The sequence below is a fragment of the Streptomyces sp. NPDC005195 genome, from assembly GCF_040608315.1.
GTDB lineage: Bacteria > Actinomycetota > Actinomycetes > Streptomycetales > Streptomycetaceae > Streptomyces > Streptomyces kaempferi.
In genome coordinates, this window is record NZ_JBEXHZ010000028.1 from 65,297 (window position 1) to 86,644 (window position 21,348).

Below are 21,348 nucleotides of genomic sequence, written 5' to 3' on the forward strand. Positions count from 1 at the left end.
CCGGCTTAGAGTGAACCGGTGAACGGCGAATGGCTCAGACGCGGGCGCGACGGCAGACTCAGTGTGTATCTGCTGTCGGACGCCGCCGTCCTCTGCCGGGCGGAGCGCGGGCCCGGCGGTTCCTGGGACCCCGCGCGCACCGTCGGCGGCGACCAGCGCCTGCACCCCGTGCTCGCGGTCGGCCAGGGTGCCGACGGCTACACCCACCTCGTCTCCTGGCGCCCCACGGTGACCGGGGAGTCGGGGCTCGTCCACTCCACGCACTTCCGGCCGGGGCTGTCCGCCCTCGACTGGACCCCGATCGGACACCCCAACAAGAAGGGCGACCGGACCGGCGACCCGGCCGTGGCGGTCGACGCCCGGGGCCGCGCCCTCGTCTTCGTGCGCAACAACGGCGGCGGGGTCAGCATGGCCGCCCAGAAGGAGAAGGGCGGCTGGGATCCGTGGCGCGACCTCGCGGGAAGCGCCGTACATGACGATCTGGCGGCCGTGACGGGGGAGTCGGGGCTCGTCGAGCTGTTCGCGGCGGTCCCGGACGGGATCCTGCACTGGCGACAGGAGGAGCCGGGCGCGCGACCGGTCATGGAGGAGGCCCTGGAGGCGTCGATACGTCCCGGCACCCTGCGGGCGCTCGCGACGTCCCCCGCGTCCAGCACGCTCTTCTACACCGACGAGGCGGGTGAGGTCTGCGCCTGGCGGCCGGGTACCAAGCCGGTACCGCTGCTGCCGTCCGTCGGACCCGGTCCCGTGTCCGTCATCCGCTGCGAACTCGACGGCTTCGACTGCACGTTGCTCGCGCAGTGCTCCGCGAGCGGACGGATCGCGTTCGCCGCGTACCCGACCGAGCAGGAGTCGGCGGGGGCCTGGTGGACCGAGTCGGGGCCCCCGCTGCCCGCCGGCGCGACGGTGTCGATGACGCAGGACGAGGACGGCCGCGTGGTCGCGGCCGCCCTCACGCCGGGTGCGGAGGAACTGCTGCTGACCCGCCGCAAGGACGAGCCGGGCCTGGCCCTGGAGGCGTGGCGCCCGGTCTGACCCGCACAACCCGCCGCGGCCCCACGACCTTTCGGTCCGCTCCGAGAACCCTTGGGGGCACGGGGAACGGCGCGCCCGGCCCCCGCCATCCCCACCCGGAACAGAGGTGCCGGCGTCCGGGGCACGCGAACGCCGGATGCCCCGCACACCGGCAAGGCGTGCGGGGCACCCGGCAGAACAACGGAGCGCCTACGCCGGGACGGAGGCCACGCCCGTCTCCAGGAACCGCTTCCCGTTCACGCGCTCGGAGACGCCCTCACGGTCCAGGTACGGAGTGACACCGCCCAGGTGGAAGGGCCAGCCCGCACCGGTGATCAGGCAGAGGTCGATGTCCTGCGCCTCGGCGACGACACCCTCGTCGAGCATGAGCCCGATCTCCTGGGCGACGGCGTCCAGGACGCGGTCACGGACCTGCTCCTCGCTGAGGACGGTGTCGCCCTGCTGGAGGAGTGCGGCGACCTCGGGGTCGAGCTCCGGCTTGAAGTCGTTCTCGGCGGAGTACACGTAGAAGCCGCGCTTGCCCGCCTTGACGACGGCCGCGAGGTTCGCGGAGACCGTGAAACGGTCCGGGAAGGCCCGGTTGAGGGTCTCCGAGACGTGCAGACCGATCGCGGGACCGACCAGCTCGAGAAGGACCAGCGGGGACATCGGCAGGCCCAGGGGCTCCACGGCCTTCTCCGCGACGGCGACCGGGGTGCCCTCGTCGATGACGTTCTGGATCTCGCCCATGAAGCGGGTGAGGATGCGGTTGACGACGAACGCCGGGGCGTCCTTCACCAGGACCGCCGTCTTCTTCAGCTTCTTGGCCACGGCGAACGCCGTGGCCAGGGAGGCGTCGTCCGTCTGCTCGCCGCGCACGATCTCCAGCAGCGGGAGGATCGCGACGGGGTTGAAGAAGTGGAAGCCGACGACCCGCTCGGGGTTCTTCAGCTTCGACGCCATCTCGGTCACCGACAGCGAGGAGGTGTTGGTGGCGAGGATCGCGTGCGCCGGGGCGACCGCCTCGACCTCCGCGAAGACCTGCTGCTTGACGCCGATCTCCTCGAAGACGGCCTCGATGATGAAGTCGGCGTCGGAGAAGCCCTCGGCCTTGTCCAGCACACCGGAGACCAGGGCCTTGAGGCGGTTGGCCTTGTCCTGGTTGATACGGGACTTCGACAGCAGCTTGTCGATCTCCGCGTGGACGTAGCCCACGCCCTTGTCGACGCGCTCCTGGTCGATGTCCGTCAGGACGACGGGTACTTCGAGGCGGCGCAGGAAGAGCAGGGCGAGCTGCGAGGCCATCAGGCCCGCGCCCACGACGCCGACCTTGGTGACCGGACGGGCCAGGGACTTGTCCGGGGCGCCGGCCGGGCGCTTGCCGCGCTTCTGCACCAGGTTGAACGCGTAGATGCCGGAGCGCAGTTCGCCACCCATGATCAGGTCGGCGAGCGCCACGTCCTCGGCGTCGAACCCCTTCTGGAGGTCGCCGTCCTTGGCCGCCTCGATGATCTCCAGCGCGCGGTACGCGGCCGGAGCCGCCCCGTGCACCTTGCTGTCCGCGATGAAGCGGCCCCGGGCGACGGCCTGGTCCCAGGCCTCGCCGCGGTCGATCGCCGGGCGCTCGACGACGATCTCGCGCTTGAGGACGGCCGCCGTCCACAGCAGCGACTGCTCCAGGAAGTCCGCACCCTCGAAGAGGGCGTCCGCGATGCCCAGTTCGTAGACCTGCTTGCCCTTGAGCTGCTTGTTCTGGTTCAGCGAGTTCTCGATGACGACCGAGACGGCCTTGTCGGCGCCGATCAGGTTCGGCAGCAGCGTGCAGCCGCCCCAGCCCGGGACCAGGCCGAGGAAGACCTCGGGCAGCGAGAAGGCCGGCAGGGACGCGGAGACCGTGCGGTACGAGCAGTGCAGGCCGACCTCGACGCCGCCGCCCATCGCCGCGCCGTTGTAGTACGCGAAGGTCGGCACCGCGAGCGCGGACAGCCGCTTGAAGACCTCGTGGCCGCCCTTGCCGATGGCGAGCGCGTCCTCGTGCCTCTTCAGCAGCTCGACGCCCTTGAGGTCGGCGCCGACCGCGAAGATGAACGGCTTGCCGGTGACGCCGGCACCGACGATCTCGCCGGCCGCGGCCTCCTTCTCGACCTGGTCGATCGCGGCGTCGAGGTTCGCCAGCGAGGCCGGGCCGAAGGTGGTCGGCTTGGTGTGGTCGAAGCCGTTGTCGAGGGTGATGAGCGCGAAGCGCCCGGCACCGAACGGCAGGTCGAGGTGGCGCACGTGCGCGGACGTCACGACCTCGTCGGGGAACAGCTCGGCCGCGCCCTTGAGGAGTTCGGTGGTGCTCACTTGTCGCCTCCGGCGTCCTTGTGGTGCGGGTTCTCCCAGATGACCGTGGCGCCCATGCCGAAGCCGACGCACATGGTCGTGAGGCCGTAACGGACCTCCGGCTGCTCCTCGAACTGGCGGGCCAGCTGCGTCATCAGACGGACGCCGGACGAGGCGAGCGGGTGGCCGTAGGCGATGGCGCCGCCGTACTGGTTGACGCGCGCGTCGTCGTCGGCGATGCCGTAGTGCTCCAGGAACGCGAGCACCTGGACGGCGAAGGCCTCGTTGATCTCGAAGAGGTTGATGTCCTCGATCGACAGACCGGCCTTGGCGAGGGCCTTCTCGGTCGCGGGGATCGGGCCGTAGCCCATGACCTCCGGCTCGACACCCGCGAAGGCGTACGAGACGAGGCGCATCCGCACGGGCAGGTCGTGCTCGCGGGCGAAGTCCTCGGAGGCGATGATCGACGCGGTGGCACCGTCGTTGAGACCGGCCGCGTTGCCCGCGGTGACCCGGCCGTGGACGCGGAAGGGTGTCTTGAGGCTCGCCAGGTTCTCCAGCGTCGTCCCCGGGCGCATCGGCTCGTCGGCGGTGACCAGGCCCCAGCCCGTCTCACCGACCTCCGCGTTGGTGTTGCGCACCGAGACCGGCACCAGGTCCTGCTGGATCTTGCCGTTGGCGTACGCCTTGGCGGCCTTCTCCTGCGAGCGCACCGCGTACTCGTCGGCGCGCCGCTTGGTGATCGTGGGGTAGCGGTCGTGCAGGTTCTCGGCGGTCATGCCCATGAAGAGGGCGGACTCGTCGACCAGCTTCTCGCTGACGAACCGCGGGTTCGGGTCCACGCCCTCGCCCATCGGGTGGCGGCCCATGTGCTCGACACCACCGGCGATGACGGCGTCGTACGCGCCGAAGGCGATGGAGCCCGCGGTGCTGGTGACGGCGGTCAGCGCACCCGCGCACATGCGGTCGATGGAGTAGCCGGGAACCGACTGGGGGAGCCCGGCGAGGATGCCGGCCGTGCGGCCCAGCGTCAGACCCTGGTCACCGATCTGCGTGGTCGCGGCGATGGCGACCTCGTCGATCTTCTTCGGGTCGAGGCCCGGGTTGCGGCGCAGCAGCTCCCGGATGGCCTTCACGACGAGGTCGTCGGCGCGGGTCTCGTGGTAGATGCCCTTCGGGCCCGCCTTGCCGAACGGGGTGCGGACGCCGTCGACGAAGACGACGTCCCTGACGGTACGAGGCACGATGGCTCTCCTCCAGATGCGGGATGGCACTGCTGCGCGGCGCACACGCCTGAGCGCGCGCTCACCTCCCCATGCTACTTGCGAGTAACCACCCTGCCCAGCCCCGGCGCCGGGAGCGGCGAACGTCACACGGGAGACGGGTCGCGCGGGCGGGGCTCGCGGCGGTGGGGGCTCGCGACCGGGGCTGTCGCTCCTGCGAGGGGCCACCTGTTTTGACGGGTGGACCGTCCCCCTTTGTCCCCGCGTCCTCCGGAGATCTTGGCGTGATATCGACGTCGCTGTTCCGGTTCGCGGGGCTGCCCGGGGCCCGTCGGAGGGCGGCCCCGGCCCCGCGCCCCGGAGGAGCGCGGGCCGGCCTTCCGTGCGGTCCTGGCCCGTCAGTCCTCGGTGGACAGGGAGGCCACCAGGACCGGCGTCACTTGTTCGACCTGCCAGAGCCGGGCGCCGTACCCGGTGAGCGCGGCCGCCACGGACCCCGCGTCCGGGGCCGTCGGCGGCTCCCAGCACACCCGCCGCACGGTGTCCGGGGTGATCAGGTTCTCCTGCGGCATGTTGAGCTGTTCGGCCAGCGCCGACACGGCGGCGCGCGCGGCGGAGAGCCGGGCGGCGGCGGCCGGGTCCTTGTCGGCCCAGGCACGCGGCGGGGGCGGACCGGTCACCGGCTGTCCCGGCTGCGGCAGCTCGGCGTCCGGCAGCGCCTTGGCGCGGTCGACCGCGGCCTGCCACTGCTCCAGCTGGCGGCGTCCCATGCGGTGGCCGTAGCCGTTCAGCGCGGACAGTGCCTGCACGTCGAGCGGCAGGGAGAGCGCGGCCTCGACGATCGCCGCGTCCCCGAGGACCTTGCCCGGTGAGATGTCGCGGCGCTGGGCGACCCGGTCCCGGGTCTCCCACAGCTCCCGTACGACCGCCATCTGACGGCGGCGGCGCACCTTGTGCATCCCGGACGTACGGCGCCAGGGGTCCTTGCGCGGCGGCGCGGGCTCGGCCTGCGCGATCGCGTCGAACTCCTGCTGGGCCCAGTCCAGCTTGCCCTGCCGGTCGAGCTCCTTCTCCAGGGCGTCGCGCAGGTCGACGAGCAGTTCCACGTCGAGCGCGGCATAGCGCAGCCACGGTTCCGGGAGGGGGCGGGTGGACCAGTCGACCGCGGAGTGTCCCTTCTCCAGGACGAAGCCGAGGACGCTCTCGACCATCGCGCCGAGGCCCACCCGGGGGAACCCGGCGAGACGGCCGGCCAGCTCGGTGTCGAAGAGCCGCGTCGGAACCATGCCTATCTCGCGCAGGCACGGCAGGTCCTGGGTGGCGGCGTGCAGCACCCACTCCGCTCCGGAGATCGCCTCGCCGAGACCGGACAGGTCGGGGCAGGCGACGGGATCGATCAGGGCGCTGCCCGCGCCCTCGCGGCGCAACTGCACCAGGTAGGCACGCTGGCCGTACCGGTAGCCGGACGCGCGTTCGGCGTCGACGGCCACGGGGCCGGATCCGGCGGCGAACGCGGCGATCACCTCGGCGAGCGAGGTCTCGTCGGCTACGACGGGCGGAATGCCCTCTCGGGGCTCAAGCAAAGGGATCGGCGCCGATTCGACGTCGTCCGGAGGGCCGCCTCCGGTGGTTCGCAGTGAGCTGTCTGCTGCGGTCTCTTGGGCGTCGGTCACCTGTCAAGGGTATCCGTGTATGGACTACGCCCGCCGACGGAACGTTCCGTCGACGGGCGTATGAGGGTCGTAAACCAGTCAGGTCGGTGAAAGATCGCGTTCACGAACGGGTGGACGGGGTGCGGCCGGGCGTTCCCGTACGCGGGGTCAGTGGATGATCCCCGTCCGCAGGGCGACCGCCACCATGCCGGCACGGTCGCCCGTGCCGAGCTTGCGGGCGATGCGGGCGAGGTGGCTCTTGACGGTCAGGGCGGACAGGCCCATCGAGACACCGATGGCCTTGTTCGACTGGCCCTCCGCCACCAGCCGGAGCACCTCGACCTCACGGCCGGAGAGCTCGCGGTAGCCGCCCGGGTGGCTCGGGGCACCCGGGGGGCGGCGGTGCATACGGGCGGCGGCCGAGCCGATGGGCGCGGCGCCGGGTCGGGTGGGGAGCCCGACGTTGGTGCGGGTGCCGGTGACGACATAGCCCTTGACGCCGCCCGCGAGGGCGTTGCGTACGGCGCCGATGTCGTCGGCGGCGGAAAGGGCGAGGCCGTTGGGCCAGCCGGCGGCCCGGGTCTCGGACAGCAGGGTGAGCCCGCTGCCGTCGGGAAGGTGGACGTCGGCGACACAGATGTCGCGCGGGTTGCCGATTCGGGGGCGGGCCTCCGCGACGGACGACGCCTCGATGACGTCGCGCACACCGAGCGCCCAGAGGTGGCGTGTGACGGTGGAACGGACCCGTGGGTCGGCCACGACCACCATGGCGGTCGGCTTGTTCGGGCGGTAGGCGACCAGGCTTGCGGGCTGCTCGAGGAGAACGGACACCAGGCCTCCTGGGGTGCGGGACGGGACCGGCTCTGGGGATGAAGCCGGGACGAACCGTGCTTTCAAGGTCACAGACGTCTTCGGCACCAAACCCGTTGTCCTTTAGAGAATGATCACGATTTGGTGAGTAACAATCCGTGCAATTCGGACACGCGATCGATCATCCGAAGATCGAACCGAGTCGTTCCGTGTCACGACACGGCTGAAAGTGGCCGTATCGACAAAGCCTCGGTAAGGAATTCGGCAAGGCGTGTGGCGCTCGCGCACCTGTCCGTGTCCGGTCCTCACCAAGCCGGCGAGCAGCGCACCCGCATTCCGGCCCACCCCTGGTCCAGCCCGTCCCCAGCCCCTCTACGGTCCGCCCACGGCCCACGCGTCAGCCCGCGCACAAGAAAGTGCCGCCCGGCATGGGGGCGGCGAGTGCTCGGCTGCCCTGAGCTGAGCTGAGCTGAGCGGTGCGGGGACGGCGTGGCGAGTGGTGAGGGGGAACGGCGCGGCGAGCGGGCGGCGAGACGGCCGGAGGCGTACGGAGGTGGGGTGAGCGGCTCGGTGAGTGCCCCGGCGGGCGTTCACCGCCGCGTGCTCAGCGCGACTGGGGGTCCCGGCGCTGCGGGAGCGTCACCACCGAGGCGTCGCCCGGTCCGGCCGGCGGCAGGCCCGCGATCTGGCAGAGCAGATCGCACCAGGCGGCGAGATGCGCGGCCGTGTCCGGTACGCCGCCCAGTCCCTCGCGCGGCGTCCAGGAGGCGCGGATCTCGATCTGGGACGCGGACGGACGCTCGGACAGCCCCCCGAAATAGTGCGAGCTCGCCCGGGTGACGGTGCCGCTCGGCTCCCCGTACGACAGCCCGCGGGCCTGCAGCGCGCCGGTCAGCCACGACCAGGAGACGTCGGGGAGCAGCGGGTCGGTGGCCATCTCCGGCTCCAGCTCGGCGCGGATCAGGGTCACCAGGCGGAAGGCACCCTGCCAGGCCTCGTGTCCCGCCGGGTCGTGCAGCAGGACGAGCCGGCCGTCCGCGAGATCCTCGTCCTCGGCGACGACCGCGGCCTCCAGCGCGTACGAGTACGGGGCCAGGCGCTGTGGCGGACGCGTCGGGTCGATCTCGATCTCCGGACGCAGCCGTGCCCCCTTCAGCGCGTCGACGGCGGCCCGGAACGGCAACGGAGCAGTCTCCTTCGCATCTTGGTCCCCCTCCTTGGCATCGTCCATTCCCCCAGTGCCGTCCGACAGTCGTCCCTGAGCCGCAGCCATGCGGGGAAGATTAAGGGGAACTGGGCCCGCGTGCAGGGAGAGACACCCGTGCGTGGGACCACTGTCCGGTTCGTGCCCCGCGAACGAGCCGGTCCGGGTGCCGGGGCCGGGGTGCCCGTCCGCGGCGGAGCCCGGCAACCGGGGGCCCCCGGGGCGTGGGAGACTTTCCGTCGTGAGTGCCAATGACCGCCCCGCCGCGGGCCAGCCGCCGACAGCCACGTACGAGTCCGCCTTCCTCAAGGCGTGCAGGCGCGAGCCCGTGCCGCACACACCGGTGTGGTTCATGCGGCAGGCAGGTCGCTCGCTGCCCGAGTACCTGAAGGTGCGCGAAGGGATTCCGATGCTGGAGTCCTGCACCCGGCCGGAGCTGGTCGCCGAGATCACCCTGCAGCCGGTGCGCCGGCACGACGTGGACGCGGCGGTCTTCTTCAGCGACATCGTCGTCCCGCTGAAGGCCATCGGCGTCGACCTCGACATCAAGCCGGGTGTCGGCCCGGTCGTCGAGAAGCCGATCCGCACCCGCGCCGACCTGGCGCAGCTGCGCGATCTGACCCCCGACGACGTCTCGTACGTCACCGACGCGATCAAGCTCCTGACGGCCGAGCTGGGTGAGACGCCCCTCATCGGCTTCGCGGGCGCGCCCTTCACTCTCGCGAGCTATCTCGTGGAGGGCGGCCCGTCCAAGAACCACGAGCACACCAAGGCGCTGATGTACGGGGACCCACAGTTGTGGGCCGACCTGCTCGACCGCCTCGCCGAGATCACCTCCGCCTTCCTCAAGGTGCAGATCGAGGCGGGCGCGAGCGCCGTGCAGCTCTTCGACTCGTGGGTCGGCGCCCTGGCGCCCGCCGACTACCGCCGCTCGGTGATGCCCGCGTCCGCCAAGGTCTTCGAGTCGGTCGCCGGGTACGGCGTCCCGCGCATCCACTTCGGCGTCGGCACCGGCGAACTGCTCGGTCTGATGGGCGAGGCGGGCGCGGACGTGGTCGGCGTCGACTGGCGTGTGCCCCTCGACGAGGCCGCGCGCCGGGTCGGCCCCGGCAAGGCGCTCCAGGGCAACCTCGACCCGGCCGTGCTCTTCTCCTCGACGGAGGCCGTGGAGGAGAAGACCCGAGAGGTGCTCGACGCAGCCGCCGGGCTGGAGGGCCACATCTTCAACCTCGGCCACGGCGTCCTGCCGGCCATGGACCCGGACGCGCTGACCCGGCTCGTGGACCACGTCCACACCGTGACGGCGCGCTGACGCCTCACCAGCCGTGCCGCGCCTGTCTGCCCCACAGCAGGCTGCGCGGCTCCGGCGGCGGCGGGGTGCCCCGGCGCAGCGGCCAGGCCAGCAGCATGCCCGCGAGGAAGCCGGCCACATGGGCCTCGTACGCGACGGTTCCGGCGGTGGAGACACCGCCGCCCGACGAGTACACCGCCTGCAGCGCGAACCAGAAGCCGAGCACGAGCCAGGCGGGCAGGCGCAGCGGCAGGAAGACCAGGAACGGCACCAGGACCCACACCCTGGCTCTCGGGTAGAGGACCAGGTAGGCGCCGAGCACCCCGGCGATCGCCCCGGAGGCACCGAGCAGCGGGTCCGACGAGCTGTCGTTGACGAGCGCGAAGCCGTATCCGGCCGCGTACCCGCACGCCACGTAGAACAGCGCGAAGCGCACATGTCCCAGGCGGTCCTCGATGGTGTTGCCGAAGATCAGCAGGAAGAGCATGTTGCCGAGCAGGTGCAGCCAACTGCCGTGCAGGAACATCGCGGTGAGCACGGAGAGCGGCGGCGACTTGTCGTAGTCCGGCGCGCTCACCAGGCAGCCGGGCCCGTGTACGCCGGCCCCGACCTCACCGGTGGGTACGAGCCGGGGCATCCGATGGTGGATCAACTCCTGTGGCACCGCGGCGTAGTGGTCCAGGAACGCCTGCAGATGGCACAGGTGGGACAGCCCGCTGTCGCCCGCCACCGAGCCGGCCAGGCCGGGCGTGTAGAGGAAGACCAGGACATTGGCGGCGATCAGGGCGTAGGTCACGTAGGGCGTGCCACGCACCGGGTTCACGTCATGGACGGGTATGACCACAAGGAAGTAGTGCCCTGGATGCGCCGCGGGTATCCGCACGTCCCCAGAGGGCACGCACGCCGTCACCGGCGGGGCGCGTGTCCCGGCGCGCGCTCCTTCCCGTGCCACTGAACGCTGTCGCGCCCCTGTGCGTATGTCTCCTCAACCGCCCGCGCCGCGACGCAGACGCGACGCGAGGAAGACGTGAGGACACAGGCGATGAACGACCGAGTTACTCCTCCGATGCACGCCCTGCCCGACGGTGAGGCGGAGATCGCCCTGGTGGTGCACCTCCCCTGGGAGGACGTGGCCGCGCTCGGCCAGGAGGCCGGACGGCTCGCGGCGCGCCTGCAGCGTCCGGTGACCCTCGACGAGGCCGTGAGCCACCGGCTGCGCTCCGTACGGTCGGCCGCGCACGCGAAGCCGCCCACCGCGCCGCCCGCCGCCGTCACCGCCTCGGGTTCCGTCTCCTCGCTGCCCGCGCGGCCGCCGGCCGAACAGGCCCGGCAGGCGATAGACCGCATCAACCAGAACGCCGGTCACGAGTCCGCGTAGGCGTGCGACGGGGGCGAGGAGTGACGGCTGATCGTCGATCGGACCGTGTCGCCGGTCGTGCGCGTGGCCGGTCGCGCGGTCCCCGCGTCCCTACGGAGCGCTTCGCCGTACCGCCGTGACCGCCTTGCGCGCCGCCACCAGGACCGGGTCCCACACCGGTGAGAACGGCGGGGCGTAGCCCAGGTCCAGGGCCGTCATCTGCTCCACGGTCATGCCCGCGGTCAGCGCCACCGCGGCGATGTCGACGCGCTTCGCGGCACCCTCGCGGCCGACGATCTGCACGCCCAGCAGCCGTCCGGTGCGGCGCTCCGCGAGCATCTTCACCGTCATCAGGGCCGCGTTCGGGTAGTAGCCCGCGCGGCTGGTCGACTCGATGGTGACGGTCTCGAACTGCAGGCCCGCCCGGCGCGCGTCCTTCTCGCGCAGCCCCGTGCGCGCGATCTCCAGGTCGCAGACCTTGCTCACCGCGGTGCCCACCACACCGGGGAAGGTGGCGTAACCGCCGCCCACGTTGCTGCCGATGACCTGCCCGTGCTTGTTGGCGTGGGTGCCCAGCGCGATGTACCGCTCGCTCCCCGAGACCAGGTCGAGGACCTCGACGCAGTCGCCGCCCGCCCAGATGTTCTCGTGTCCGCGCACCCGCATCGCCAGATCGGTGAGCAGCCCGCCGTGGTCGCCCAGCGGCAGCCCCGCCGCCTTGGCGAGAGTGGTCTCCGGACGCACTCCCATGCCGAGCACCACCACGTCCGCCGGGTACTCCCCGCCTTGCGTGGCGACCGCCCGGACCCCGTCGGCGCCGGTGACGATCCCGGTCACCGCGGCGCCGTCGACCATGGTGATGCCCAGCCCCGACATGGCCCCCCGCACCAGCCGGCCCATGTCCGGGTCGAGCGTGGCCATCGGCTCGGCGCCACGGTTGACGACCGTCACCTCGTAGCCGCGGTTGATGAGCGCCTCGGCCATCTCCACGCCGATGTAACCGGCGCCGACGACCACCGCGCGCCGGCCCCGCGTCGCGGCCAGCGTGTCCAGGAGCGCCTGGCCGTCGTCGAGGGTCTGCACCCCGTGCACGCCGGGAGCGTCCATCCCCGGCAGGTCCGGGCGGACCGGACGGGCGCCGGTCGCGATCACGAGCTTGTCGTACGACGTCCACGCCTCCGCCCCGGACTCCAGGTCCCGCGAGCGCACCCGGGCGCCCGCGACATCGATCTCCGTGACCTCGGTGCGCATCCGCAGGTCGATGCCCCGCTCCCGGTGCTCCTGCGGCGACCGCGCGATCAGCCGTTCCGGCCCGGACACGTCGCCGCCCACCCAGTACGGGATGCCGCAGGCCGAGTAGGAGGTGAAGTGGCCGCGCTCGAACGCCACGATCTCCAGCTCGTCCGGGCCCCGCATCCGGCGCGCCTGCGACGCGGCGGACATGCCCGCCGCGTCGCCGCCGATGACGACCAGCCGCTCCGTGGCCCCACCGGTCCCGCCTGTGCTGCCGGCGACGTCCGTCGCGCTCGTACGGTTCATGCTCATGCGAACACGCTACGGGGGCCCGCCGTTTCAGGCGTCCTTGCCGCCCTCCTCGCGCACCGGCGGCGCCGCCGGCAGCGAACCCGCGCCCGACGCGGCCGGTGCCGACGCCTGCCGGCGCGGCAGCCGGGAACGTCCGAACCGCAGCCACAGCACCACGAGTACCGCCGCGCAGACGGCGAACGGGAGCACCGCGCCCAACACCATCGCGATCCAGCGCAGCGTCGTGACGAACGCGTCCCAGCCGCCCGCGAGGGCGTCCACGAAGCCGGGCTCCCCGGCCTTCTCCGCGGCCTTCCGTACCGGCGTCTCGGAGAGCGACAGGGTGATGGTGGCCAGGCTGGTGCGGTCCTTCAGCGACGACTGCCGGGCGAGCAGCGCCTCCAGGTCGGACTCGCGGCTGCTCAGCTCCCCTTCCAGGGCGACGACATCGCTGAGCCTGGCCGCCCGGTCCATCAGCCCGCGGACCCGGGCCACGCTGGCGCGCTGCGACTTGATACGGCTCTCCACGTCGACGACCTGGTCGGTGACGTCCTGCGCCTTGGCCGTCCGCTCCAGGATCTTCCCCGCGCCGCCCAGATCGGCGAGCACCTGGTCGTAGCGGTCCGTGGGCACCCGCAGCACGACACGGGTGCGCTCGTGGCCCCGGCCGTCCCTGGTGGTCGTCTCGTCACCGACGAAGCCGCCCGCGCCGGTTGCCGTGACCCGGGCCTCGTCCAGGGCCTTGGGGACGTCCTTGACCTGCACGGTCAGGAACGCGGTACGGATGATGCCGCTCGTCTCCAGCCTGGGCGCGCCGGCGGAACGGGAGCCGCCCGCGCCCGAGGCGGCGCTGTCCGCGGCTCCGGGGACCGCCTCCTTGGCACCCGGGCCGGCCTTCTGGTCCCCCGACGCCGCCTTGTCCATGCTCGTCGTGTCACCGTCCCCGCCGGAGCCGCAGCCCGCCAGCGCGAGGGAGGAGACGAGCAGGACCCCGGCCAGGGCCCGGCCGGTTCGTGCGCGGCGTACCGAACGTGGTGTGTGCATGTGGGCGTACCCCCGGGTCTCGCGACGGATGCTGTCTCTTCGACGCCGGGGCCCGGCAGGACGTTGGGGTGTTCCGGTCCCGATGAGGTCACGGTCGGGACTCGCGCCGGACACCGGGGCCCTGCGGACGCACCGGCGGGTTCTGAGAAAGTGGGGGCATGCACGCACAGGACAGTCGTACGGGTACGGGGCATGTCGTCGTCATCGGGGGCGGGATCGCCGGTCTGGCCGCCGCCCACCGTCTCCTCGACCGCGGCGCCCGGGTGACCGTCCTGGAGGCCTCCGGCCGTGTCGGCGGCAAGCTGCTGCCCGGCGAGATCGCGGGCGCCCGCGTCGACCTCGGCGCCGAGTCCATGCTCGCCCGGCGCCCCGAGGCGGTCGCGCTCGCCCGCGAGGTGGGGCTCGCCGACCGCCTCCAGCCGCCCGCCACCGCGACCGCCTCCCTGTGGACCCGCGGCACCCTGCGGCCCATGCCCAAGGGACACGTCATGGGCGTCCCCGGCACCGCCGCCGCCCTCCACGGAGTCCTGTCCGACGAGGGCCTGCGCCGCATCGGACGGGACACCGAACTGCCCCGCACGGAGATCGGTGACGACGTGGCGGTGGGGGAGTACGTGGCGGCGCGCCTCGGCCGCGAGGTCGTCGACCGGCTGGTCGAGCCCCTGCTCGGCGGTGTCTACGCGGGCGACGCCTACCGCATCTCCCTGCGCGCCGCCGTCCCCCAGCTCTTCGAGGCGGCCCGCGCCCACACGTCCCTGACGGAGGCCGTGCGCGCGGTCCAGGCCAAGGCCGCCGCACAGCAGCAGACCGGCCCGGTGTTCATGGGCATCGAAGGCGGTGTCGGTCAACTCCCGCTCGCGGTGGCCGAGTCGGTGCGCGCGCGGGGCGGCGAGATCGTCACCGGCGCCCCGGTCACGGAGCTGCGCCGGACGGGGGGCAACGGGTCCGGCTGGCGCGTCGTGGCCGGAGACCGTGTGCTGCGCACCGACGCCGTCGTCCTCGCCCTGCCCGCCCCGGCCGCCGCCGCCCTGCTGCGGGCCGAGGCACCCGCCGCGGCCGGCGAGCTCGCCGCCGTCGAGTACGCCTCCATGGCGCTGGTCACCCTCGCCTACCGGCGCGCGGACAGCACCCTCCCCGAGGGGAGCGGCTTCCTGGTCCCGCCCGTCGACGGACACACCATCAAGGCGTCCACCTTCGCCTCCCGCAAGTGGGGATGGATCGACGAGGAGAACCCCGGCCTGCTCGTCCTGCGCACCTCCGTGGGCCGGTACGGCGAGAGCGAGGTGCTGGGCCGCGACGACGCCGGCCTCGTCGACGTGTCCCGCCACGACCTGCGCGAGGCAACCGGCCTGACCGCCGAGCCCGTCGCCACCCGCGTCACCCGCTGGGACGACGGCCTCCCGCAGTACCCGGTCGGACACCACACGCGCGTGGCCCGGATCCGCGCGCACGTCGCCGGGCTCCCCGGCCTCGCGGTCTGCGGCGCCGCGTACGACGGGGTCGGCATCCCCGCCTGCGTCGCGAGCGCGTACGCCGCCGTGGACCAGCTCGGCGGCGACCGCGCCGGACTGGACGCGCTGATCAGGAACCCGGTGCAGAGCTTGCACGGCGGCGCGGGAGAATAGGCCCATGAGTGACGACGCCCCCGCCAAGATCCCGAACATCGGCAAGAAGGCCAAGGACCTCAACGAGGTCATCCGCTACACCCTGTGGTCCGTCTTCAGGCTGCGCGACGTGCTTCCCGAGGACCGTGCCGGATACGCCGACGAGGTCCAGGAGCTCTTCGACCAGCTCGCCGCGAAGGACGTCACCGTCCGCGGCACGTACGACGTGTCGGGGCTGCGTGCCGACGCGGACCTGATGATCTGGTGGCACGCCGAGACCGCCGACCAGCTTCAGGAGGCGTACAACCTCTTCCGCCGCACCCGGCTCGGCCGCGCCCTGGAGCCGGTCTGGTCGAACATGGCACTGCACCGCCCGGCCGAGTTCAACCGCTCGCACATCCCGGCGTTCCTCGCCGACGAGACGCCCCGCGACTACATCAGCGTCTATCCGTTCGTACGCTCCTACGACTGGTACCTGCTGCCCGACGAGGACCGCCGGCGCATGCTCGCCGACCACGGCAAGATGGCCCGGGGCTACCCGGACGTGCGCGCCAACACGGTCGCCTCGTTCTCCCTCGGCGACTACGAGTGGATCCTCGCCTTCGAGGCCGACGAGCTGTACCGCATCGTCGACCTCATGCGTCACCTGCGCGCCTCCGAGGCCCGGCTGCACGTCCGCGAGGAGGTCCCGTTCTACACGGGCCGCCGCAAGGACGTCGCGGAACTGGTCGCGGGTCTCGCCTGACCGCTGCCCGGCGCGGGGCCGGGGCGGCTACGAAGCCCGCACGTCCTTCGCGTGCGGCGCCCGGCCGCCCGGCGCCGCGGGCTTCGGCCCGGCGGCCTTGGCGGCCGCCGGTCGCGGTTCCGCGCGCGGCGCGCACATCGCGGGCCGCTCCGGCAGCCCGCCCGTCAGCAGATACGCGTCGAGATAGGCGTTGACGCACTTGTTGGGGCCGCCCCCGATCCCGTGCGTCCCGGCTCCGTTCTCGGTCACCAGCACGGAACCGGACAGCCGCCGCTGCAACTCCAGCGCTCCCTGGTACGGCGTGGCCGCGTCCCGCTCGGCCGCCAGGATCAGGGTCGGCGCCAGCACCCCGGGCAGCGTCCGTACATCGAGGGGCCGCTGCCGGGGCACCGGCCAGTACGCGCAGGGCAGGTTCATCCACACGTTGTCCCAGGTCTCGAACGGCGCCCTGCGCGCCAGCCGGGTGTTGTCGCGGTCCCAGGTGCGCCACTGGGTCGGCCAGGGCGCGTCGTTGCACTCGACCGCCGTGTAGACGGCGCCCGCGTTCTCCGCCCCGGCCGACGCCTCCGGAGGCGCGGCCTGCTCGATCAGCGGCTTCGGGTCGCCCTTCAGGTAGGCGGCGAGAGCCAGGGCGCGCCGCGGCCAGTAGCCGTCGTAGTACCCCGCCTCCAGGAACGCGCCCTGCAACTGCGCCGGACCCACCTTGCCGCCCGCGGGTGACGCGGCGAGCTGCGCCCGCGCCTTCTCGTAGCTGTGCAGCACCTCCTCGGGGGTGGTGCCGAGCCCGTACACCTCGTCGTGCCGGGCGGTCCACGCGCGGAAGTCGGCCCAGCGGCCCTCGAAGGCCGCCGACTGGGCGAGGTTGTTCTCGTACCAGATCTGCCCGGGGGCGGGGTTCACCGCCGAGTCGAAGACCATCCGGCGCACGTGCGAGGGGAAGAGCGTCGCGTAGAGGGCACCGAAGTAGGTGCCGTACGAGGCCCCCATGAAGGTCAGTCTCCGCTCGCCGAGCGCGGCGCGCAGCACGTCGAGGTCGCGGGCGTTGTTGAGCGAGGTGTAGTGCCGGATCGCCTGGCCGGAGCGCTCCAGGCAGCCGCGTGCGTACGCCTGCGCCTCCGCGATGCGCTCCTTCTTGTACGACTCCGAGGGATACGTCGGCGCCTGTGAGGGCCCCTTCACGGAGCGCTTCGGGTCCTTGCAGGACAGGGGGGCCGAGCGGCCGACCCCGCGCGGGGCGTAGCCCACCAGGTCGTACGCCGCCGCGATCCGCTTCCACTCGGGCAGCGAGCCGAACAGCGGGAAGTACATGCCGGAGGCGCCCGGACCGCCGGGGTTGTAGACCAGGGCGCCCTGTCGCGGCACCTTGTGCTTCGCGTTGCGCGTGTCCTTGCCGGTGGCCCTCGTCCGGCTGACGGTCAGTCTGATCTGCTTGCCGTCGGGCCGCGTGTAGTCGAGCGGCACGTCGACCGTGCCGCAGCGCGGGCCGGCGGGGAGTCCCGTCTCCTTGGAACAGGCCCCGAAGCGGATTCCGGCGGCCGCCGCGCGCGCCGCGGCGACGGCCGTACCGCGCGTCAGGGCCGACGCGGTGAGGCCCACGGGGTCCGGCAGGGCCGTGGCGCCGCCCGCGGGAGCGCCGGTCAGGGCGGTCAGGAGCAAGGACCCGGCGGTTCCGCAGAGGACGGCAGCTCTCATCGCGTATCCCTTCAGCGCACGGCAGCGACAAAGGGGATGTTTCGTTCGGTGGTGGGCGAAGTAAAGCACCGGGTGCCGGTGTCGGCCGCAATGACTCCTATGCGCCCCCTCGGGCGCCGGTCAGCGCTGTCGGCCGGCCGCCCGGTCGCGGTGCGCGAAGGCCGCGCGCAGATCGGGTTCGCCGACCGCGCGGATGCCCCGTACGGCGACCGAGGTGAGGTAGGTGCGGTCGTCCGCGGTGGGGTCGGTGTGCCGGGCCAGGGTGCCGAGCAGTCGCTGGCCGGCCGGGGAGGCCCAGCGCGTGTAGGGGTGGACCTCGATGCGGGCGATGGCGAGGCAGCTCAGGGTGAGGATGAGCGGGAGGGCGAACCAGACGGCGACCGGCACGTCGTCGGCGCGCGCCTGAGAGGGCATCAGGACGGCCACGGCGCCGAGGGCGAGGACGGCCGCCGAGGCGGCCTGGACCTGGCGGACGGCGCCGGCGACGGTGGTGCGGGCGCCGTCGGGCACGGCGAGGCCGGCGGCGACGAGACGGTCGGCGAGGCGCCGCACCGAGTCCGCGGCGGCCGTCGTCGCCCGTACGGGCGCTATCCGGGACTGCCCCTGCGGACCTATGGCTCCGATCACGGAACGCTCCATGTCGTCCCGCCCGCGCGGGTCCACGACCGTCGCCCAGCCCGTGTGCGCGAGCAGCAGGCGGCGCTGACGGGCCATGGACACGAGGGTCAGATCGGCGACCCGGGCCGGGCCGCCGGACAGGAACGCTGCCTCGTAGAGCGTGAGGTGGTGTCCGTGTGCCGTGTCGGCGTCGGCCGCCGCGGCCCGGACGGCGGACAGGCACAGCCGGACGCAGGACGTGCCGGCGGCGGCCCAGGCCAGGAGCAGGAGAAGGACCCAGAACATGGCGTGTTTCTATGCGACCCGGGCAGTCCGGCGCCACGGTCTGTTCACCATGTGGACGGAGTGTTGTGGGTCTGTGACGTTCGGACGCGGCCTCGCGTCGCGGTGCGGCCTCGGGTGTTCAGCTCCTGGCGCGGGAGGCGGCCGGGGGGAGGGGGTAGGCCGCCGACGGGGTGACGGGGACGGGGGTGCCAGGAGAGTCCGTGGGGCCCGGTGGGGCGGGAGAGGCGCTGAGTGGCGGCGCGGCCGTCGCGGCGTCCCGGGCGAGCGCCTCGAAGTCGACGTACCCGGTGGCTTCGAGGATCTTGATGTGGTCGAGCACCGTGGTGTTGGCGTCGTCGGCCAGGTCCCGTACGAGGGAGTTGCGGGTGTTCGCGCGGACCTGGGCGACGACGGCGAAGACCTTGCCGTGAGCGCTTCGCAGGATGTTCGCGAACTTCCGGTCGTAGTCCGTGCCGTGCGCCGTCTCCAGCGTGGCCAGCCAGCCGCGCTGCTGGGCGTTGGGCTGGTTCGGCAGGCCCAGGCCGAGCCGGGCGGCGACGTCGCGGACGCGGGCGTCCAGGAAGGTGTGGCCCTCGACGAGGTGCGCGCCGGCCGTCCGTACGGCCTTCGTGGTGCCGCGTTCCCCGGCCTGCTGACCCGCGGGCAGTTCCCACAGCCCGGCCAGTCTGACCCTGGTGACGAACTCCCGGTCCAGCCCGGACAGCGGACCGAACCGTGTCGGCACGGTCTGGGTGTTCAGGGAGTCCAGACCGGTGCCGGAGCGGTCCGCGTACGACCAGATCGGGAAGACCAGTGCGACGAGGGTCGCCGTGAGGGCGGCGACGAGGAGTCCTGTCCCACTGACCAGTCCGGTGCGTTTGACGGATCGCATGGTGCCTCCCGTTGCGGCACCGCACGCTGGCGCGCTTCGGGTGCGGGTTGGCATGGTACTGCGAGCCCGGCGCCGACTTCCGTACGGGAAGAAAAGGGTGGTGAACGGGACGAATATCGTCGGACGGGATGTGCCGGACAGGGTGCGGACCGGTGGAAAAAAGCGGAAACCCGGCGCGTCGTCCGGTCGTCCGGGGTGCGGTGTCGACCCCGGCACACTCCAGGGGACGGACCGTGCCGGGGTCGGGAGGGACGGCTCGGACGGCTCAGTGGCGCAGCAGCACCCGGCGGGTGGCGCGGGCCAGCCGGGCCCGCGGCCGCTGCGAGCGGGGTGCCGGACCGGAGCGCTCCAGCCACCAGTCGCGCAACTGCCGCCGCGTCCGTGCGTCACGCGGGTGCCCGGCGAGCAACAGGTGCTCGGCGAAGTCCAGCGCGTCGCGCCGGTAGCCACCGGTCAGCGGACGGCCCTGCGCGTACCCGAGGAAGGCGGCGCGGTAGCCGTCGCCGAGCAGCTCGGGCAGTTCCGCCGCCACCTTCGCGACGACATCCGCGCGCTTGGCCGTGAGGGCCCGTGCCTGCACTCCCGTCCGCACCCGGTCGAACCCCTCGGGCACCGGGGTGCCCGCGACGAGCGCGGAGAGCAGGGCGGCCTGCGCGAGGGCGAGACGCTGACGGGCCGGCGCGAGGCCGGGGTCGGGTGCGGAAGCGGGGTCGGGGTCGGGGACGGGGACGGGTGTGGAAGCGGGGTCGGGGTCGGGTGCGGAAACCAGGTCGGGACCGGCGGCCGGAGGGCACGTGAGAGCGGGGGCGGTCGGGTCGGACGCGGCCGGCTCAGGCGACGGCTCGCTCTCCGCCGCGCCGGCGCCCTTCACCCCCACCGTCGCCCCGGCCCCCTCCAGCGTCCCCCTGATCGCCGCCAGTTCCCGCTCCAGCTCTCCCGGCTCGGGAAAGTTCTCGTCGCGTTCCAGGAGGACCCCCGGTGGGGTCACCCGGGACACCAGGTCGGCCAGGATGTCGAGGACCGGGCGGGGCACGGGGTGGGCGTGGCTGTCGTGCCAGACGCCGTCGCGTTCGACGCCGCCGGCGACATGCACGTACGCGATGGCCTCGACGGGGAGTTCGTCCAGGGCCTTGGCCGGGTCCTCGCCGCGGTTGACGTGGTTGGTGTGGAGGTTGGCGACGTCGATGAGCAGCCGTACGCCGGTGCGGTCCGCCAGGTCGTACAGGAACTGCCCCTCGGTCATCTCCTCGCCCGGCCAGCACAGCAGCGCGGCGATGTTCTCCACGGCCAGCGGGACGGGAAGCGCGGCCTGCGCGATCCTGACGTTCTCGCACAGCACGTCCAGCGCGTCCCGGGTGCGCGGAACCGGCAGCAGATGCCCCGCCTCCAGCGACGGCGACGCGGTGAGGGCGCCCCCGGCCCGTACGAACGCGATGTGTTCCGTGACCAGGGGCGCGCCCAGCATCTCGGCGCGCTCGGCGAGGGCGGCGAGGCGCGACTCGTCGGGGCGGTCCGCGCCGCCGAGGCCGAGCGAGACACCGTGCGGCACCACCGTGACGCCCCGTTCGCGCAGCCGCCGCAGCGACTCGGGAAGGTGCCCGGGGCACAGGTTCTCCGACACGGCCTCGACCCAGTCGACGCCGGGCATGTGCTCCACGGCCTCGGCGATCTCCGGCCGCCACCCGATTCCCGTTCCCAGCCGCCCCAGTCGCGTCATGTCCCCTCCTCCGTCACGCCCTGCCCGGCCTGCCTGTCGTCTCCCCACGACGGACCCGTCCCGCGCTGTGACAGGGTCATGGCCCCGGGACCACGGGCCCAACCCGGCGGAGCGGACGTTCAGAGCAACATTTGAGGTTCACCGGGGCCGCCGCCGGACGGGCCCTCGTGGCCCCGCCGCGGCCACCGCAGCAGGTCGTCCGGGTCGGAGGGCTCCGGCCGGGCGGTGCTGACCTGGCCCGGCGCCGCGGGCGACGGGCTCGACGAGGTGGTGACACCGTCGTCCGGCCGCACCGGCCGCACCGGCCGCACCGGCCGCACCGGCCGCACCGGCGGCGCGGACGGCACCGTCGCGTCGGCGGCCGGTGCGGCG

Annotated in this window: 17 protein-coding genes; 5 read left to right on the forward strand and 12 right to left on the reverse strand. The window is 73.0% G+C overall.

From position 1 onward, the window contains the following. Positions 1 to 18: 18 nt before the first annotated feature. On the forward strand, positions 19 to 1,035 hold the full coding sequence (locus tag ABZV34_RS25275; protein WP_356280847.1) for a hypothetical protein: 1,017 nt from the start codon (positions 19 to 21) through the stop codon (positions 1,033 to 1,035). Between the two features lie 189 nt (positions 1,036 to 1,224). Here the strand turns inward: ABZV34_RS25275 and ABZV34_RS25280 are convergent, their stop codons facing one another. The 5 genes from ABZV34_RS25280 to ABZV34_RS25300 all read right to left on the reverse strand — a co-directional run bounded on the left by ABZV34_RS25280 (position 1,225) and on the right by ABZV34_RS25300 (position 8,255). Beyond that, the gene (locus ABZV34_RS25280) at positions 1,225 to 3,360 is read right to left on the reverse strand and encodes a 3-hydroxyacyl-CoA dehydrogenase NAD-binding domain-containing protein (protein ID WP_356280849.1); all 2,136 of its coding nucleotides are present in this window, start codon (positions 3,358 to 3,360) and stop codon (positions 1,225 to 1,227) included. After that, positions 3,357 to 4,583: an acetyl-CoA C-acyltransferase gene (locus ABZV34_RS25285; RefSeq protein WP_356280851.1), complete on the reverse strand. Its 1,227-nt coding sequence runs from the start codon at positions 4,581 to 4,583 to the stop codon at positions 3,357 to 3,359. The genes ABZV34_RS25280 and ABZV34_RS25285 overlap by 4 nt, the downstream gene beginning before the upstream one ends. Positions 4,584 to 4,960: 377 nt before the next feature. Next, on the reverse strand, positions 4,961 to 6,235 hold the full coding sequence (locus ABZV34_RS25290) for a ribonuclease D (RefSeq protein ID WP_356280853.1): 1,275 nt from the start codon (positions 6,233 to 6,235) through the stop codon (positions 4,961 to 4,963). 147 nt (positions 6,236 to 6,382) lie between these two features. Beyond that, the gene (locus tag ABZV34_RS25295) at positions 6,383 to 7,045 is read right to left on the reverse strand and encodes a response regulator transcription factor (RefSeq protein WP_019073943.1); all 663 of its coding nucleotides are present in this window, start codon (positions 7,043 to 7,045) and stop codon (positions 6,383 to 6,385) included. Between the two features lie 583 nt (positions 7,046 to 7,628). Beyond that, the gene (locus ABZV34_RS25300; RefSeq protein WP_356280856.1) at positions 7,629 to 8,255 is read right to left on the reverse strand and encodes a DUF3000 domain-containing protein; all 627 of its coding nucleotides are present in this window, start codon (positions 8,253 to 8,255) and stop codon (positions 7,629 to 7,631) included. Between the two features lie 214 nt (positions 8,256 to 8,469). Between ABZV34_RS25300 and hemE the strand changes: the two genes are divergently transcribed. Beyond that, positions 8,470 to 9,540: a uroporphyrinogen decarboxylase gene (gene hemE / locus ABZV34_RS25305; protein WP_356280858.1), complete on the forward strand. Its 1,071-nt coding sequence runs from the start codon at positions 8,470 to 8,472 to the stop codon at positions 9,538 to 9,540. Between the two features lie 4 nt (positions 9,541 to 9,544). Here the strand turns inward: hemE and ABZV34_RS25310 are convergent, their stop codons facing one another. Beyond that, positions 9,545 to 10,363, reverse strand: a complete 819-nt coding sequence (locus tag ABZV34_RS25310) for a rhomboid family intramembrane serine protease (RefSeq protein ID WP_356280887.1) — start codon at positions 10,361 to 10,363, stop codon at positions 9,545 to 9,547. A 198-nt stretch (positions 10,364 to 10,561) separates the two neighbouring features. Between ABZV34_RS25310 and ABZV34_RS25315 the strand changes: the two genes are divergently transcribed. Continuing rightward, positions 10,562 to 10,897: a hypothetical protein gene (locus ABZV34_RS25315; RefSeq protein ID WP_356280861.1), complete on the forward strand. Its 336-nt coding sequence runs from the start codon at positions 10,562 to 10,564 to the stop codon at positions 10,895 to 10,897. A 90-nt stretch (positions 10,898 to 10,987) separates the two neighbouring features. Here ABZV34_RS25315 and ABZV34_RS25320 read toward each other — a convergent pair whose 3' ends face one another. Continuing rightward, positions 10,988 to 12,415, reverse strand: coding sequence for an FAD-dependent oxidoreductase (locus tag ABZV34_RS25320; RefSeq protein ID WP_356280890.1), 1,428 nt, complete (start codon positions 12,413 to 12,415; stop codon positions 10,988 to 10,990). Positions 12,416 to 12,448: 33 nt separating this feature from the next. After that, positions 12,449 to 13,444 (reverse strand): DUF4349 domain-containing protein, encoded by a 996-nt coding sequence (locus ABZV34_RS25325; RefSeq protein ID WP_356280864.1) that lies wholly within the window; start codon positions 13,442 to 13,444, stop codon positions 12,449 to 12,451. A gap of 158 nt (positions 13,445 to 13,602) precedes the next feature. Here ABZV34_RS25325 and hemG point away from each other — a divergent pair, with 158 nt between their 5' ends. Continuing rightward, complete coding sequence (gene hemG, locus ABZV34_RS25330; protein ID WP_356280867.1) at positions 13,603 to 15,069, forward strand: protoporphyrinogen oxidase; 1,467 nt, start codon at positions 13,603 to 13,605, stop codon at positions 15,067 to 15,069. Positions 15,070 to 15,073: 4 nt separating this feature from the next. Next, positions 15,074 to 15,793: a hydrogen peroxide-dependent heme synthase gene (gene hemQ, locus ABZV34_RS25335; protein ID WP_168530667.1), complete on the forward strand. Its 720-nt coding sequence runs from the start codon at positions 15,074 to 15,076 to the stop codon at positions 15,791 to 15,793. 27 nt (positions 15,794 to 15,820) lie between these two features. On the opposite strand, the gene ABZV34_RS25340 is transcribed toward hemQ, so the two are convergent. The 4 genes from ABZV34_RS25340 to ABZV34_RS25355 form a co-directional block, all read right to left on the reverse strand. Then, on the reverse strand, positions 15,821 to 17,485 hold the full coding sequence (locus tag ABZV34_RS25340) for an alpha/beta hydrolase (RefSeq protein WP_356280870.1): 1,665 nt from the start codon (positions 17,483 to 17,485) through the stop codon (positions 15,821 to 15,823). A 120-nt stretch (positions 17,486 to 17,605) separates the two neighbouring features. After that, complete coding sequence (locus ABZV34_RS25345) at positions 17,606 to 18,388, reverse strand: TIGR04222 domain-containing membrane protein (RefSeq protein WP_356280873.1); 783 nt, start codon at positions 18,386 to 18,388, stop codon at positions 17,606 to 17,608. 118 nt (positions 18,389 to 18,506) lie between these two features. Further along, complete coding sequence (locus tag ABZV34_RS25350) at positions 18,507 to 19,259, reverse strand: DUF4142 domain-containing protein (protein WP_356280875.1); 753 nt, start codon at positions 19,257 to 19,259, stop codon at positions 18,507 to 18,509. 265 nt (positions 19,260 to 19,524) lie between these two features. Continuing rightward, positions 19,525 to 20,976, reverse strand: a complete 1,452-nt coding sequence (locus ABZV34_RS25355; protein WP_356280878.1) for a DUF692 family multinuclear iron-containing protein — start codon at positions 20,974 to 20,976, stop codon at positions 19,525 to 19,527. Between the last annotated feature and the right edge of the window lie 372 nt (positions 20,977 to 21,348).

Excerpts from the sequence above, each read along its gene's own strand:
- ABZV34_RS25320 (WP_356280890.1), bottom strand. The coding sequence starts at position 12,415 with ATGAACCGTACGAGCGCGACGGACGTCGCCGGCAGCACAGGCGGGACC.
- ABZV34_RS25300 (WP_356280856.1), bottom strand. The coding sequence starts at position 8,255 with ATGGACGATGCCAAGGAGGGGGACCAAGATGCGAAGGAGACTGCTCCG.
- ABZV34_RS25355 (WP_356280878.1), bottom strand. The coding sequence starts at position 20,976 with ATGACGCGACTGGGGCGGCTGGGAACGGGAATCGGGTGGCGGCCGGAG.
- ABZV34_RS25340 (WP_356280870.1), bottom strand. The coding sequence starts at position 17,485 with ATGAGAGCTGCCGTCCTCTGCGGAACCGCCGGGTCCTTGCTCCTGACC.
- ABZV34_RS25350 (WP_356280875.1), bottom strand. The coding sequence starts at position 19,259 with ATGCGATCCGTCAAACGCACCGGACTGGTCAGTGGGACAGGACTCCTC.
- hemG (WP_356280867.1), top strand. The coding sequence starts at position 13,603 with ATGCACGCACAGGACAGTCGTACGGGTACGGGGCATGTCGTCGTCATC.
- ABZV34_RS25325 (WP_356280864.1), bottom strand. The coding sequence starts at position 13,444 with ATGCACACACCACGTTCGGTACGCCGCGCACGAACCGGCCGGGCCCTG.
- hemQ (WP_168530667.1), top strand. The coding sequence starts at position 15,074 with ATGAGTGACGACGCCCCCGCCAAGATCCCGAACATCGGCAAGAAGGCC.
- ABZV34_RS25345 (WP_356280873.1), bottom strand. The coding sequence starts at position 18,388 with ATGTTCTGGGTCCTTCTCCTGCTCCTGGCCTGGGCCGCCGCCGGCACG.
- ABZV34_RS25315 (WP_356280861.1), top strand. The coding sequence starts at position 10,562 with ATGAACGACCGAGTTACTCCTCCGATGCACGCCCTGCCCGACGGTGAG.